Origin of the sequence: Thaumasiovibrio clandestinus, from assembly GCF_047250365.1 — a bacterium.
In the GTDB taxonomy this organism is placed as follows: domain Bacteria; phylum Pseudomonadota; class Gammaproteobacteria; order Enterobacterales; family Vibrionaceae; genus Thaumasiovibrio.
The window spans coordinates 182,690-196,903 of record NZ_JBLBVL010000007.1 but is presented as its reverse complement, the minus strand read 5'-3'; the positions used below and the strand labels follow the sequence as shown (position 1 = coordinate 196,903).

Below are 14,214 nucleotides of genomic sequence, written 5' to 3'. Positions count from 1 at the left end.
CATTTTTCTCCTACAGACGCGCTTCGATCATGGTTTCCAATTTGCCTTGGTCGACAGCAAAATTGCGAATACCTTCCGCTAGTTTCTCAGTCGCCATAGGGTCTTGGTTCATCTCCCAACGGAACTCAGCTTCTGTCATCGTTTCTGGTGCCTCTTGAGTTGCATCACGAGCAGAGAAAAGCTGACATTCAACCTCACCTTCTTGTGCGGCAAGTTGGTCTAGAATCGCAGGGCCAATGGTTAATCGATCACAACCCGCGAGTGCCAGAACTTCATCGGCATTACGGAAACTGGCACCCATGACAACGGTGTTGTAGCCATGATCTTTGTAGTAGTTGTAGATTTCAGAAACAGACACCACACCAGGGTCTTCAGAAGGCAGGTATTCTTTCTTGTCTGTATTGGCTTTAAACCAATCAAGAATGCGACCTACAAATGGCGAGATAAGGTAAACACCCGCTTCCGCACACGCTTTTGCCTGAGCAAAGTTAAATAGAAGAGTGAGGTTGCAATTGATGCCCTCTTTTTCTAGTTCCTTCGCTGCACAAACGCCTTCCCAAGTAGACGCAAGTTTAATCAAGATACGGTCATTGCTGATGCCCGCCTCGTTATACATTGCCATTAATTTACGCGCTTTAGCCAAGCTAGCTTCTTTGTCAAAAGACATGCGCGCATCGACTTCTGTCGAAATTCTACCCGGGACTGTTTTTAAGATTTCAAGACCAATATTCACAGCCAACTTGTCACCCGCATCGATGATCTGTTGCGCTTTATTTGAACTCTGAGCCTTCGCCCAAGTGATAGCATCTTCAATCAACCGATCATACTGAGGCATCTCAGCCGCTTTCAAAACCAGTGATGGGTTGGTGGTTGCATCTTGTGGTTGGAATGCAGCAATCGCATCAATGTCGCCTGTATCCGCGACGACGGTTGTGTATTTTTTCAGTTGTTCTAATTTGTTCATCATTTCATCTCGGTAAGTTGATTAATCAGCTGCGGCAAAGTCTGTTCACCCATCGAATTCAGTACCACGTTAGCTAGCGAAACATCGAGGTGACTGGTGAGTAAATTGGTTACGGCAACCGTTGGTATTCCTGCCGTTCGAGCCGCCTTAACTCCAGGAGGGGAGTCTTCAAAAGCGATGGCTTGATGGGCAGAAACACCTAACTGTTTGAGCGCAGTGAAATACACGTCTGGCTGAGGTTTACGTCTATCTAGAGCAATGTCTTCAGCACCGACAAAGCAGTCAAAATAGTGTGTGAGGTTTAATCGGTTCAATATCGGTAGGTAGTGATCCCGCTCTGAGCTGGTCGCGAGTGCGATTTTAAGTGACCGTGATCGAGCAAAATCTAGGTACTGACGAACACTATCGCGCTCGGTGATGTTTTCAATGAGACGGTAAGCCTTGGCAATAACTTGGTTCCGTATCTCTGAATCAGACAAGGTTTGATTTGAAGCTTCATTATATAAACGATAGAGATCGGTTGCTGGCACTGAGCTCCCAACTAGGCCAGCAACCTGGAGTGGCGATACCTCAACACCGTATGGTTTCAACAAAGCTTCCCAGGCGTTGTACATACAGGTCTCGGTATCGACAAGAAGGCCATCAAAGTCGAAAATCAATGCTCTAAGGTTACTGGCAGTAAATTCCTCTCGTTCCAATTTCACCGCTGTATGACCCAGAGTATTCATCTCGATTTCCATGGTTCAGTCTCCATTTTCTTTATTTATTATTCATCTTCGATTTCGGCAGCCCACTAAGCTAAGCTAGCGTTCAACACTTTTTTCATTTCTTCGCCGCTCGTCAGTGGCAAATCAAAACAAAAAGCTGGCTCTAGTTTCTGCACGTCTTCTTGTGTGACACCGACTTGAGTTAAGTTCGATTCCAAACCGATTCGCTCAAGGAAAGTCACAAGCAATGCAGCAAGTGATTGCGCTTTTTCTTCAGTACTTCCCACGGCACCAAAAAGCTCCGCCACTTGTGCAAATCGCTCTGGCTGCTTTCGCCATTGCAGTTGTACGTAAGCTGGATAAACCACTGCCAACGTTAAGCCGTGCGGTAGGTCTGTTTTTACACTGCCTAAGATTTCACCGAGTGGATGCGGTGCCCCCGCTCCACCATTAGCAAGCGAGATTCCCCCTAGGGTATCGGCTTTTGCTAACTGGCAGCGACCCTCGAGATCACTGCCGTTATCGACCACATTTGGCAGGTTTTCGACGACAAGTTTCATCGCTTCTAACGCCATGCTATCGACAAACGGAGATAGGCGAGTGCCCGTAAACGATTCAAACGCATGTGAAAAGGCATCAAATCCTGTCATTGCAGTCATATGCGGTGGCAGAGTCAGCATAAGCTCAGGATCGATCAGCGCTTCACAAGGGAAGAATTCTGAATGAAATAAGGTTAATTTAGCGTGCTGTTCCAAGTCGGTGATCACGGCAGCTTGCGTTACCTGTGATCCCGTTCCCGATGTTGTCGGAACAGCAATTAGAGGCAGTACAGGCGCTGGAAGTGCTTTCACCTCTCCAAATGGAGAATCGTAAGTGGCAAACCATTGGGACCAATCTAATGATTCGGCTCTGATTGTTGCAGAAATAATTTTTGCAGTATCAATAGATGAACCACCACCTATCGCTAACACCACATCACAATTCGCCTCTATCGCGACCTGACGGCCGAGCTCTACTACCGTTGTTGGTGGGTTTGGCACTACACCATCAAAATGTGTAATCTCAATACCCTGCTCTCCTAACAAAGAGAAAATACGGTCGTATGCTGGTTTAACGGCATCAAAGATTGGTTCAGATACGATCAGGCAGCGCTTGCCGTACTGGGCAACAAGCTGACCAATTTTCTGAATCTCACCTGCGCCAAAAGTCAGTTTGGTCGGTTGATAATGTTGAAACTGTGTCATGGTTTAATCCTTGGTAAAGGTGCCAAGCCCGAGCACAAATAAGGGGAAGGCCCGGCACCGATATTTCTAAACACGGCTGAAATCGATGAATTCAATCAGCGAATAGTGATTACGCTTCTGCTTCTTCTGCTTCAACGGCTGTTTTGTCTTCTAATTGGTCGATCGCTGCACGGAAGTCTCGAACGCCTGCTGTGATACCATCTTTGTGACCGAAGATATTGGTTGATGCCACCATCACGTCAATGTCTTCATTAAGCAGCTCTTCGATGTTGTGGTTACGGATACCACCATCAACACATAGTTCACAATTAGGGTTACGCTCGTTGATGAGTTCGCGTGCTTCACGGATCATTGCGATAGCCGATTTACGCCATAGCCACTCGTCATCGCCATCAGTAATACCGTGGATAACAATGTGTAAGCGATCTAGGTAGTAGATAGATTCTTTAACAAATGACACCGGGGTTAATGCGCCAACCGTCAAACCAAACTTCATTCCATGGTTTTGACAGTACTTGATGATGTAACACAGAGGCGCACCAATGAAATGCTCAGCAGGAAGAATTAACATATCGGCGCCAGCGGCTGCGATTTTGTCAATAAAGAGCTTGTCACAATCTTTAAAGTAGGCGTGAACCTCAATTGGCTTTTCAGTGTAAGGACGAATCCCTTCAACGATTTGGTGCCCCCCCATAAGCTGTAGGTTTTTAAGGTCATGCATATCTGCCGCATCACAGTGAATGTAATCCGCGCCAGCATCCGAAACTTCTTTTACTACATCTGCGATGTGGCCGTAATCTACGTGTGCTAGACCTGCTGCAATTTTTACTTTTTTCATGAGATTTCCTTAGTAGCTATATGAGTGTTGCCATGCATGTTGACCTTCACGAATAATGAGTCGTAAATATTGGCCAATGCCACAACTGTTGTTATCTGTGATAATAAGATTGGCTAGGCCACGGAGAGCCGGGCTAGCGTTTGCCATAGCGACAGGCTCGCCAACGGCTTTGAACAACGAAATATCGTTGTCGCCGTCACCAAATGCGATAGTGAGATTTGGACTAAGGTTGTGTTGAGACAACCAAGTTAAAGCTGACAGTCCTTTGTTGACACCAAGGCAAGTAATATCCAGCTTGTTCGGTATTGACAGATCCGCTTGCAGTACATTATTTATAGAATCACGGAGCTGGCACAAAGCCTGTTTATCGCTGCTCGATACCAACACTTTATATACTTCACCGCATACATCTTGCAGCTCAGCCAGCGATGGCATGATGGCCATCTGAACATCAATATCGAATTGCGACATCTGGCATTTTAAACCTGCGAAGTGTTGCGATGTTTTCAGTGCATAAATGCCATTATGGGCATAAAGAGTGAAGTCAAACTGTCCTAAAATGAGTGTATCTAGTAACTGGGCAAGCTGAGTAGAACTAAGCGACTGAACATTTTGGTAGCTGTTGCTGCTAACATCGTATTGGTAGGCACCATTGCAACAGATCATTGGAGCGGTTATACCAAGCTGTTTAGCAAAAGGGAGCATCAATTGATGAGGTCGTCCACTAGCTAACGTTACTTGATAACCTTCATATAAAGCTTGTTGAACCGCTTCAATATTGTTAACACAAATTTGGTTGTTATCGTTTAGTAAGGTTCCATCTAAATCGATAATGATTGCTTGGTATTTCACCTTGGCCTCCGTTGACTCCTTGTGATGCAATATGACTATATGCGTCAAATTCGGTCATGTAAAGTCACTGATGATTTATTTTGACGCGTTATGTTGCCCAGATCACGAAAATACGTCACAAAACCCCAAATTACGCCATAAAAAATCAAAATTGCTCGAAAGGTCAAATTAGGTCATAATATTCCAATGATAAATTCAGGATGTAATTAGAGATGAATGAAGCTCAACGTCACCGACACTTGCTCGACTATGTAAACAGTCATACCTTTATCACTACCAACGACTATGTAGCGATGCTGAACATCTCTTTATCTACTGCTCGTCGTGATATCAATAAGTTAGCGGAAAATGGAAAGCTGAAAAAAATTAGAAATGGCGCTGAAGCGATTAACAGTGACAGTAACCACCATCACCATACGCCAGCAACCTTTATTCCTACTGAGTACGATATTGAGAATCTAGAAGCCAAGAAACGTATTGCTCAGGCAGCTGTTGAGCTATGCGATGAACATGACAGTGTGATAGTCAGTGGCAGTAATACCACTTTCTTGATGGGACAGTATTTAGTAGATCGCGATATCCAAGTAGTAACTAACTTTATGCCTCTCGCGCACAACCTGATTACACAAGATCACCAGAGCATCATTATTCTAGGAGGTCAGTACTTGCCAGAGCGCCAGATCACCATTTCTCCAGACGAAGAAGCGGTTAATGATCATAAAAGCCGCTTTGTCTTCTTCACTGGTACAGGTGCCACATCTTCAGGTATCCATACCTCTGACTTATTAGTCTATATGGCAGAGAAAAAGTTGCTTGAATATGGCGCGAGGCTGATAGCGTTAGTCGATAGCAGTAAAGTAGGTAAGCATGGTGGTAAGCTTTTAGCAACTAGCGCAGAACTAGATACCTTAATTACGAATCACGGTGCTGACGAAAAAGTACTGGAATCTTTGCGTTCAAGTGGAGTAAACGTAATTATCACTTAACTTGTTCGCCCCTTTATTTAACGTATTGGGCACTTTGCGCACCGATATCCATGTGATCCGTCCCAGCAGTTTTGGACACTGCGTTAAGTGAGTACAATCACTAACGAGGTGAACTATGACAAACAAGAAAAAAAGAACAATGCATACTCCTGAATTCAAAGCTTAAGCCCTCAAGCTAGCTGAAAATGTTGGTGTGGCAACTGCAGCTAAACAGTTATCTCTTCACGAGTCTCAACTCTACAATTGGCGCAAGGCGGTTCAACAGACAAGCAGCGTCAGTAATCGGGAAAAAGAACTGGCCGCTGAAAATGTAAAATTAAAGCGGCTTCTAGCCGAACAGGCTGAGGAGCTAGAAATCGTAAAAAAGCCGCCACCTACTTCGCCAAGAATCTAAAATAGAACGGGACAACGCCCGCGTTGAGAGCTTCTTCCACCCACTGAAAGTTGAGGCGATCCAATACGAGCCGATCATGACTCGAGATACAATGCGTCAGACTGTTTTTGAGTATATTGAGGTTGATTATAATCGAACAAGAAGGCACAGTGCTCTTGGGTATTTAAGCCCAGCTAACTTTGAACTGAAAAATATCGCTTAGCCGAGTGTCCAGCCTTGCTGGTGCAGATCACTTCTGAAGGGATCTCATTAACATACAACCACGGCTTATAGTCAGAAAGCTTTCCTGAACCTCGACCTTCTTTAATCCGTTGAGTAATTTGCTTTTCAGTTAAAACGTACTTTTATTTTGCCATAACAAAAATCCGGTTAACTTTTAACTAGCTTAACCGGATTCAAAAAGTTCTTAACTTTAGTGTTACAGTTTCAAACTTTAATGTCATACTTTCAGGCTTTAATGTCTTCCGACAATAACTGACTAACAGCGGTAAAAATTACTCGACTGTTACCGCTTTTGCTAGGTTACGAGGCTGATCGACATCTGTCCCTTTAATTAAGGCCACATGGTAAGACAACAACTGCATCGGTACTGTGTAGTAGATAGGCGCAATAATGTCATCGACATGAGGCATCTGGATGATCTTCATGGTGTCATCGCCTTCAAAGCCCGCCTTCTCGTCAGCAAATACATATAATTGGCCGCCACGTGCACGCACTTCTTCAACGTTCGATTTCAACTTCTCAAGCAAGTCATTGGTTGGGGCAACAACCACAACAGGCATATCGGCATCAATCAGAGCAAGAGGACCATGCTTAAGCTCACCAGCCGCATACGCTTCTGCGTGAATGTATGAAATCTCTTTTAGCTTAAGCGAGGCTTCCATCGCAATTGGGTAGTACTCACCACGACCTAAGAACAAGGTATGGTGCTTATCTGCAAAATCGACAGCTAGCGCTTCAATTTGCTTATCGAATGCCAGCGCTCTTTCAATATTGGCTGGAAGCTCATGCAGTGATTGAACGATTTCAGCTTCACGCTCTTCACTCATGCGCCCCTGTAAACGCGCGAGAGAGACAACCATCATCAACATCGCCGCTAGTTGCGTTGTAAATGCCTTGGTTGAAGCAACACCAATCTCTGTACCGGCGCGTGTCATAAAGGCGAAATCAGATTCACGCACCAGTGAAGAACCCGCAACGTTACAAATGGTCATCGCTGCCATGTAACCTTTTTCTTTGGCAAGACGCAATGCTGCCAATGTATCTGCGGTTTCGCCCGATTGTGATAGTGTCACGAGCAAGCTGTTTGGGCGTACGACGAAATCGCGATAACGGAATTCTGATGCAATCTCTACATCACAGCTAACGCCCGCAATGGATTCAAACCAATAACGCGCAACCATGCCAGAGTTATAAGAAGTGCCACATGCAATGATCTGTATGTGTTCGACTTTGTTGAGAATCTCAACCGCATTCACACCAATGCTTTCTGTTACAACAGATTGACTGTTAATTCGGCCTTCCATCGTATTGATGAGTGCGCGAGGCTGTTCGAAAATCTCTTTTTGCATAAAGTGACGGTATTGGCCTTTGTCGCCAGCATCATGTTCAGCGTTTGACTCAATAATCTCACGCTCAACAGGGTTACCGTCAACATCAACAACCTTCACTTCACGGCGTGTAATCTCTGCTACATCCCCTTCTTCAAGGTACATAAAGCGGCGAGTCACACTAAGTAGTGCCAACTGATCAGACGCAAGGAAGTTTTCACCGATACCGAAACCAATAACAATTGGGCTACCAGAACGTGCAGCTACGATACGGGTTGGATCTTTACGATCGACAACAACGGTACCATAGGCGCCATCTAACTGTGCGGCGGTTTTTTGTAGCGCTTCAACCAATGTTTCAGAAGTACGTAGCTCCCACTCAACTAGATGAGCAATAACTTCGGTATCCGTTTGAGAGCAAAATACATAACCACGCTCTTGAAGCAGCGCTCTTAACTCTTCATGGTTTTCGATGATACCATTGTGAACCACTGCGATATCGCCTGATACATGAGGGTGTGCATTCGCTTTCGATGGTTCGCCATGCGTCGCCCAGCGAGTATGGGCGATACCGGTACCACCACTCACATCTTGAGAAGAAACCGCATCGGCAAGTTCTTGTACTTTACCAAGCCGACGGACACGCTTGAGCGCTAACTTTTCATCAACAACAGCAACACCGGCTGAATCATATCCTCGGTATTCCAAACGGCGCAGGCCTTCAACCAGAATTTCTACTACGTCACGTTGTGCTACCGCACCTACGATTCCACACATATTATTACTCCATTAACTTATTCATCCCTCACATTATTAGCAATAAAGCGCGTAATGAGAGAGCAATTTTAAAACGTCTATTAAGCGCAAATAACCTTCACGCCATTTGATTCGATTTGAGCTCTTTGCTCGGCCGTTAAGTTAGTATCGCTTATCAATACATCAATCGCGTCCCATCCCAACTCTAAGTTCGGAATTTTCCGGCCAATTTTTTCTGATTCAACCATTACGATAACTTCACGTGCGACTTCAGCCATAACCTGACTAAGACCAAGAAGCTCATTAAATGTTGTTGTTCCCCGCGACAGGTCCACGCCATCCGCACCAATAAAGAGCTGATCAAAGTCGTACGAACGTAGTACTGATTCTGCCACTTTTCCTTGGAAAGACTCAGAATGGCTATCCCAAGTACCACCTGTCATCAGCAATGTTGGTTCGCTTTCCAGCTCATTAATGACATTAGCAAGCATCAGAGAATTCGTCATAACAACTAATCCCTTTTTACTGCCTAGCTTAGAAACCAACGCGCCAGTTGTACTACCGCAATCAATGACAATTCGGTAATGATCCTTAATCAAACCAGCAGCTGCATCTGCAATATTCGTCTTTGCTGAAGATGTAGAATCTGACTCATTTAGCACCTCCTCAACGGCCTCTTTTGGCAATGCGACAGCCCCGCCATAGCGACGGAGTAGTTGTCCATTCAGCTCTAGAGAAGAAAGATCTTTTCGAATAGTCACTTCAGACGTATCAAACAGTACTGATAGCTCTTCCACGCTCACTTCACCACGCTGTTTGACTAATTCAGCGATGGAGTGCCTTCTAACTTGCGTATTTCTCTTCTGCATAGCTTTCGATTCAAAGGGAAAGGTTTCGTTAATTGTTTCATAACGAAACTTAATGCGCAATAAAATGTGGCCTAAATCTCATTGATTTAATACAAATGATACAGTGGAGGGGTTATCCAGAAATTGAGACGAAGGCAATGAAGCCGCATAAAACGAGGGCTAAATCGCTATATTTGAACATGGAAACGATATGCATAAAGACTTGCTAGATAAAGCGTAATCAGCACCTTATCTAGCAGTGTTTCCCCCAAAGGAAGGCTTGGAACAGATAGGTTATAGTGACGTTGAATGCTCTGATTTTACTGACTATGTGACGAGCTGCCCAGTAACCGACTTGTTGATTACTGGTCAGCTGGAAATACTACCCCAGTTTGTTGACGAATTTCCGTTAGCATTTCAGCGGTCAATAACGAGCGCTCTATAGCTTTCGCATCCATTTGTTGCTGTTGGATCTGCTGGTAAAAGTGCTCAGCTTCGTATTCCATCGAATTATCTCGCTGCGGTAGGGTAATATCTTCTACTTGCCCATCTCGAGGCTGATAAAGCACTTTCTCACCCTCAGAAATTTTGCTGATTAACAACGCGCCGTCTTCGCCTTGTATCTCGGTAGGAATAGACGAATGCGATACTTTTGAATGCAGAATAACCACGTCAAAGTCGGCATAATGCAACTGCACTGTTCCATGCCCATCCACCCCTGAGTCAAGTAACCTCGCCGTGGCCTGAATCTGCTCCGGACGCCCAAACAAGGCCGCCGCTGATGCAACGCAGTAATAACCGATATCCATGATTGAGCCGTTGGAAAAAGCCGGGTTGAAGGTGTTTGGATTCTCGCCGTCGAGGTAGCGCTGATAACGGGAAGAGTACTGACAATAACTAAAAAACACCTGTCGTAACTGCCCTAGCTTCGGCAACATTTCACGAATCAGCTTAAAATTAGGTAAGTAGTCAGTTTTAAACGCTTCAAACAAGATAACTTGGTTTTCTCGTGCAACCTCATACATGCGCTGCGCTTCAGTGATGTTAGACGCCAAAGGTTTCTCACAAATCACATGCTTACCACTTTGCATCATTTGTATCGCTTGCTCACAATGCAGTGAGTTAGGGCTAGCAATATATACCGCATCAACCTCATCGCACTGCGCTAACGTCTTCAAGTCTGTTACGACTTGCGTCACAGAGAATTTGCTTGCAAAGTCTTGTGCCGATGCCATGTTACGTGAGTAAACCATGACAAGTTGAAATTTAGCGCTGTTTTGTGCCGCTTCCACAAATTTTTCAGTGATCCAATTTGTGCCTATAATCGCCAGCTTTAACATTGTCATTCCCTAACTGTAAATTGTTAAAATATAACCGTTTAATCGTTTTGGTCCTATCACAGCAACAGGGTATAGATAACGGGTGCCAACAACGATGTAATCACACCGCATAACACCAACGCCATTGAACTCATTGCTGCATCTTGGTGATGCTCCTCTGCAGCGCGAGCGGTTCCCAATGCATGAGAAACCGTTCCCATCGCCAAACCACGCGCGATAGGGTGCGATACTCCTAATTTACGTAAAATCGGGTATCCGGCCAGCGCACCAAAAAAGCCGGCCACCATGACCATTAACGCAGAAATTGATGCTTCACCACCGAGTGACTCTGTCACCGACATCGCTATTGGTGTCGTCACCGATTTAGGTAAGATAGCGGCAACCAGCGCAGCGTCTGATCCCAATAAAATCGCAACACTCGCGCCACTCAACATGGCCAAGAGGCTACCCAAAACACACGCCGACAATAGCAATTTCCATTGCGCCTTAAGCGCCGGTAGTTGCACATAAAGAGGGTAGGCAAAAGCAACAACTGCAGGCTCTAACAATAGATGCAGTGGTTGATTGCCTTGAAAATAGGTTTCATAAGGAATATTCAAACCCAAAAGCAGGGGGATCAATATCAATATACTTAATAACAACGGATTACAGAGGGGATGACGGACACGTAATGACACCGCCCTAGCCGAATAAAAAACCCCTAAGGTCAGCAGTAGCCAGATCATTTAAGCCCCCGTTGGCAAATCACCCCAATCAACACAAAGACCAGTAATGAACTACTTAAGTTGCTCAGCAGTAAGCTCACACCATGATTACGAATCAATTCACCATGTTCGATCAAGCCAACACAAACGGGGACAAATAGCACTGTCATATGTCTCATCATCAACTCGCAACCAGGTCTAACCCAGTCAGCCGGAACCCATTTTAGTACCAGAGCGGTAAACAACAATAACATACCAATAATTGAGCCCGGAATAACCGTCGAGAAATAGTCCGAGATAAAATTACCCGTAATGGTAAACAAAAAAATAAGAGAAAAAGCACGCAGTAAAATCATGAAAATAGGGAAATAATGGATGACGTATTCAGTGTACTAAAGACAATGGGGGGATTCTAGTCTGGCATGAGTAAGGAATTGCATAATACTGATACTTTACAGTGTATGCTCGCTAACTTATCCGAATTGGAATGCGTTTTCGTCCAAACGGCTTATCGCATCGTGTCAAGTGTCCCGCGATTTGATAATTACAGAATTTACACGCACCATCTGCTGTAAGATGACACTCACCAAGTTGATACCAATTTCTCGATAACACATTTTGACCACAATTAGGGCAATAGGTGCTATCGCCCGCTTCATCAACAATATTTCCCACATAAACATAATTTAAGCCGTTATTAAGGGCGATGGCACGTGCTCGTTTAATTGTCTCTGGCGGAGTTGGTGGCGTATCCATCATCTTAAAATCCGGATGAAATGCGCTAAAGTGTAACGGGACATCGGGACCCAAATGCTCCGCTAACCACTGTGTCATCGCATCAATCTCTTGTGAGCTATCGTTTTCTCCTGGGATCAACAAGGTGGTAATCTCTAACCACACCGTGGTTTCATGATAAAGATACTGCAATGTTTCCAACACTGGCGCTAAATGCCCGGCACAAACCTTGTGGTAAAACCGCTCCGTGAATGCCTTTAAGTCAATATTTACCGCATCCATGTGTTGGAAAAAACGCTCACGCGGTTTATCGCAGATATACCCTGCGCTAACAGCCACTGACTTGACATCCTGCGCATGACAGGCAAGCGCTGTATCGACAGCGTATTCCAAAAATATCACCGGGTCATTGTAAGTAAACGCCACGCTTTTGCAGCCATAACGGCGTGCCGCGTTGGCCAATTGCTCAGGGCTTGCCATTGAGCCTAAGGTATCAATTTGGCGTGATTTACTGATATGCCAATTCTGGCAGAACTTACAGCCCAAATTACAGCCTGCAGTACCAAATGACAGCACGGCACTTCCAGGATAGAAATGATTTAATGGTTTTTTCTCTATGGGATCAATGCAAAAACCACTAGAGCGACCATAGCTAGTTAATACGATTTCGCCATCTTGGGCCTGCCGAACAAAACACGCACCGCGCTTACCATCACGTAACGTACAATAGCGCGGACAAACTTCGCACCTCACCCGCCCATCACTCAGTCGCTGCCAATATTCCGTAGCGTGAATATTTGAAAATGACGACATCTGCCCCTCACGGAATCGAATAATACCTATACTGAAAGTATAGGTATTATTCATCTTGCTGGTATTGGATGGATCCAAACAACACCACAACTAGGCAAAAACCATGAATATTCGCCCACCGGCGGTAGCCGGACGTTTTTACCCACACTCTGCCGTCGACCTTAAGCAACAAGTATTGGAATGCTTGGCATCTGACGGCACCTCACCCGACGATATCTGTGCGCTGATCGTACCGCATGCTGGGTATGTTTTTTCAGGAAAAGTGGCAGGAAAAGCATTTCAACAAATAAAACAACAGGCATCACGGATTAAACGGGTTATCTTAGTCGGCCCTAGCCATAGAGTTGCCATTGACGGTTGCGCTGTTCCGTCTCACACCCATTTCGCCACCCCGCTTGGTAACGTAGAAATCGACCAACAGAATATTCAAACACTGTTAGAGTGCTCAACAACCTTTGTCGATGATGACGCCCATAAATATGAGCATAGCTTGGAAGTGCAGCTTCCTTTTCTGCAGGTCTGCCTAAAGGATGTTAAAGTAACACCAATATTAACCGGCAGAATCTCCTCTCAAAGCCTCGCCGCCATGATCAAAACCATTTGGTCACCAAACGAGACACTACTAATTATCAGCAGCGACTTAAGTCACTTTCATTCTTATCAAGAAAGCATCAAGCTCGATGAAGAAACCTGTCAGGAAATCGAAGCGTACCGTCCAAGCCTAACCCCACATCAGGCGTGTGGCTCTACCGGTATAAATAGTTTACTTATTATCGCTAAACAACGCGGTTATCAACTACATCGCTTAGCGCTAATTAACTCTGGTGACACCACCGCTGGCGATAAACAAAGGGTGGTCGGGTATGTCAGCTACCTCTTCCATGAATAGTTCAGCTCCACTAACCCAGCAAGATCTCGCCACCTTATTAGATGTGGTTGAACAAACACTCAACTGCTATCTGGCTGGTAAACCGCGACCAAGTTTGACACTCAGTGATTACGCATTATCACTACAACAAAATGGCGCGTGCTTTGTTACCCTTACCGTCAATCATCAATTGCAAGGGTGTATCGGCACAACCCAGGCCCAGCGCCCCTTAGTTGAAGAAGCACAACACAAAGCATGGGCAAGTGCCTGCCAAGATAGTCGCTTTAAGCCGTTAACAGCACAACAAGCCAAACACCTCGATATCGAAGTGTCGGTGCTGACATCACCACACCGTTTGCCATTCAACCAAGAGCTGGCTGTTCGCGACTATCTTGAGCAACACCGCTGCGGGGTAATATTGTCGGATAAACACTCTGGCGCACTATTCTTACCGCAGGTATGGGAACAGCTGCCAGACCCCAAACAGTTTCTTTCCCATCTAAAACGTAAAGCGGGCTGGCCCAATAACTACTGGAGCGAGTCGATAACAGTACACGTCTTCGACGTTCAGAACGCCAAGCGGCAATACCAGCAAAATAAAGCGCACTAATATTG

At 45.2% G+C, this 14,214-nt stretch carries 14 protein-coding genes and 2 pseudogenes; 5 read left to right on the top strand and 11 right to left on the bottom strand.

Features of this window, described 5'->3' with window-relative positions:
- Positions 1 to 10: 10 nt before the first annotated feature.
- From tal to ACKLNH_RS12160, 5 genes are all read right to left on the bottom strand, one after another.
- On the bottom strand, positions 11 to 967 hold the full coding sequence (gene tal, locus ACKLNH_RS12180) for a transaldolase (RefSeq protein WP_413112525.1): 957 nt from the start codon (positions 965 to 967) through the stop codon (positions 11 to 13).
- Complete coding sequence (locus ACKLNH_RS12175; RefSeq protein WP_413112524.1) at positions 964 to 1,704, bottom strand: HAD family hydrolase; 741 nt, start codon at positions 1,702 to 1,704, stop codon at positions 964 to 966. Before ACKLNH_RS12175 ends, tal begins: the two co-directional genes overlap by 4 nt.
- Positions 1,705 to 1,757: 53 nt before the next feature.
- Positions 1,758 to 2,915 carry an iron-containing alcohol dehydrogenase gene (locus ACKLNH_RS12170; protein ID WP_413112523.1) on the bottom strand — a complete coding sequence of 386 codons (1,158 nt, stop codon included), beginning with the start codon at positions 2,913 to 2,915 and terminating at the stop codon, positions 1,758 to 1,760.
- Positions 2,916 to 3,024: 109 nt separating this feature from the next.
- Positions 3,025 to 3,753, bottom strand: coding sequence for a ribulose-phosphate 3-epimerase (locus ACKLNH_RS12165; RefSeq protein ID WP_413112522.1), 729 nt, complete (start codon positions 3,751 to 3,753; stop codon positions 3,025 to 3,027).
- A 9-nt stretch (positions 3,754 to 3,762) separates the two neighbouring features.
- Complete coding sequence (locus tag ACKLNH_RS12160) at positions 3,763 to 4,605, bottom strand: HAD family hydrolase (protein WP_413112521.1); 843 nt, start codon at positions 4,603 to 4,605, stop codon at positions 3,763 to 3,765.
- A gap of 212 nt (positions 4,606 to 4,817) precedes the next feature.
- Between ACKLNH_RS12160 and ulaR the strand changes: the two genes are divergently transcribed.
- The 3 genes and pseudogenes from ulaR to ACKLNH_RS20650 form a co-directional block, all read left to right on the top strand.
- Positions 4,818 to 5,591 carry an HTH-type transcriptional regulator UlaR gene (gene ulaR / locus ACKLNH_RS12155; RefSeq protein ID WP_413112520.1) on the top strand — a complete coding sequence of 258 codons (774 nt, stop codon included), beginning with the start codon at positions 4,818 to 4,820 and terminating at the stop codon, positions 5,589 to 5,591.
- A gap of 115 nt (positions 5,592 to 5,706) precedes the next feature.
- Positions 5,707 to 5,958: pseudogene (locus tag ACKLNH_RS20655) on the top strand (transposase); the annotation flags it as partial.
- Between the two features lie 37 nt (positions 5,959 to 5,995).
- Positions 5,996 to 6,187 (top strand): annotated as a pseudogene (locus ACKLNH_RS20650) (IS3 family transposase); the annotation flags it as partial.
- Between the two features lie 292 nt (positions 6,188 to 6,479).
- Here ACKLNH_RS20650 and glmS read toward each other — a convergent pair.
- The 6 genes from glmS to amrS all read right to left on the bottom strand — a co-directional run bounded on the left by glmS (position 6,480) and on the right by amrS (position 12,731).
- Positions 6,480 to 8,312 (bottom strand): glutamine--fructose-6-phosphate transaminase (isomerizing), encoded by a 1,833-nt coding sequence (gene glmS, locus ACKLNH_RS12145; RefSeq protein ID WP_413112519.1) that lies wholly within the window; start codon positions 8,310 to 8,312, stop codon positions 6,480 to 6,482.
- A gap of 80 nt (positions 8,313 to 8,392) precedes the next feature.
- Positions 8,393 to 9,160, bottom strand: a complete 768-nt coding sequence (locus ACKLNH_RS12140; RefSeq protein WP_413112518.1) for a DeoR/GlpR family DNA-binding transcription regulator — start codon at positions 9,158 to 9,160, stop codon at positions 8,393 to 8,395.
- Positions 9,161 to 9,501: 341 nt separating this feature from the next.
- On the bottom strand, positions 9,502 to 10,479 hold the full coding sequence (locus tag ACKLNH_RS12135) for a Gfo/Idh/MocA family protein (protein ID WP_413112517.1): 978 nt from the start codon (positions 10,477 to 10,479) through the stop codon (positions 9,502 to 9,504).
- A 56-nt stretch (positions 10,480 to 10,535) separates the two neighbouring features.
- Positions 10,536 to 11,201, bottom strand: coding sequence for a CidB/LrgB family autolysis modulator (locus ACKLNH_RS12130; RefSeq protein WP_413112585.1), 666 nt, complete (start codon positions 11,199 to 11,201; stop codon positions 10,536 to 10,538).
- Complete coding sequence (locus ACKLNH_RS12125) at positions 11,201 to 11,539, bottom strand: CidA/LrgA family protein (RefSeq protein ID WP_413112516.1); 339 nt, start codon at positions 11,537 to 11,539, stop codon at positions 11,201 to 11,203. Before ACKLNH_RS12125 ends, ACKLNH_RS12130 begins: the two co-directional genes overlap by 1 nt.
- A 112-nt stretch (positions 11,540 to 11,651) precedes the next feature.
- The gene (gene amrS, locus ACKLNH_RS12120) at positions 11,652 to 12,731 is read right to left on the bottom strand and encodes an AmmeMemoRadiSam system radical SAM enzyme (RefSeq protein WP_413112515.1); all 1,080 of its coding nucleotides are present in this window, start codon (positions 12,729 to 12,731) and stop codon (positions 11,652 to 11,654) included.
- 103 nt (positions 12,732 to 12,834) lie between these two features.
- Here amrS and amrB point away from each other — a divergent pair, with 103 nt between their 5' ends.
- The gene (gene amrB, locus ACKLNH_RS12115) at positions 12,835 to 13,620 is read left to right on the top strand and encodes an AmmeMemoRadiSam system protein B (RefSeq protein WP_413112514.1); all 786 of its coding nucleotides are present in this window, start codon (positions 12,835 to 12,837) and stop codon (positions 13,618 to 13,620) included.
- A complete protein-coding gene (gene amrA, locus ACKLNH_RS12110; RefSeq protein WP_413112513.1) occupies positions 13,595 to 14,209 on the top strand; it encodes an AmmeMemoRadiSam system protein A in 615 nt (204 codons plus the stop codon). Before amrB ends, amrA begins: the two co-directional genes overlap by 26 nt.
- Positions 14,210 to 14,214 lie beyond the last annotated feature (5 nt).

Excerpts from the sequence above, each read along its gene's own strand:
- ACKLNH_RS12135 (WP_413112517.1), bottom strand. The coding sequence starts at position 10,479 with ATGTTAAAGCTGGCGATTATAGGCACAAATTGGATCACTGAAAAATTT.
- ACKLNH_RS12140 (WP_413112518.1), bottom strand. The coding sequence starts at position 9,160 with ATGCAGAAGAGAAATACGCAAGTTAGAAGGCACTCCATCGCTGAATTA.
- amrS (WP_413112515.1), bottom strand. The coding sequence starts at position 12,731 with ATGTCGTCATTTTCAAATATTCACGCTACGGAATATTGGCAGCGACTG.
- ACKLNH_RS12175 (WP_413112524.1), bottom strand. The coding sequence starts at position 1,704 with ATGGAAATCGAGATGAATACTCTGGGTCATACAGCGGTGAAATTGGAA.
- amrB (WP_413112514.1), top strand. The coding sequence starts at position 12,835 with ATGAATATTCGCCCACCGGCGGTAGCCGGACGTTTTTACCCACACTCT.
- ACKLNH_RS12125 (WP_413112516.1), bottom strand. The coding sequence starts at position 11,539 with ATGATTTTACTGCGTGCTTTTTCTCTTATTTTTTTGTTTACCATTACG.
- ACKLNH_RS12165 (WP_413112522.1), bottom strand. The coding sequence starts at position 3,753 with ATGAAAAAAGTAAAAATTGCAGCAGGTCTAGCACACGTAGATTACGGC.
- ACKLNH_RS12170 (WP_413112523.1), bottom strand. The coding sequence starts at position 2,915 with ATGACACAGTTTCAACATTATCAACCGACCAAACTGACTTTTGGCGCA.
- tal (WP_413112525.1), bottom strand. The coding sequence starts at position 967 with ATGATGAACAAATTAGAACAACTGAAAAAATACACAACCGTCGTCGCG.
- amrA (WP_413112513.1), top strand. The coding sequence starts at position 13,595 with ATGTCAGCTACCTCTTCCATGAATAGTTCAGCTCCACTAACCCAGCAA.
- ulaR (WP_413112520.1), top strand. The coding sequence starts at position 4,818 with ATGAATGAAGCTCAACGTCACCGACACTTGCTCGACTATGTAAACAGT.
- glmS (WP_413112519.1), bottom strand. The coding sequence starts at position 8,312 with ATGTGTGGAATCGTAGGTGCGGTAGCACAACGTGACGTAGTAGAAATT.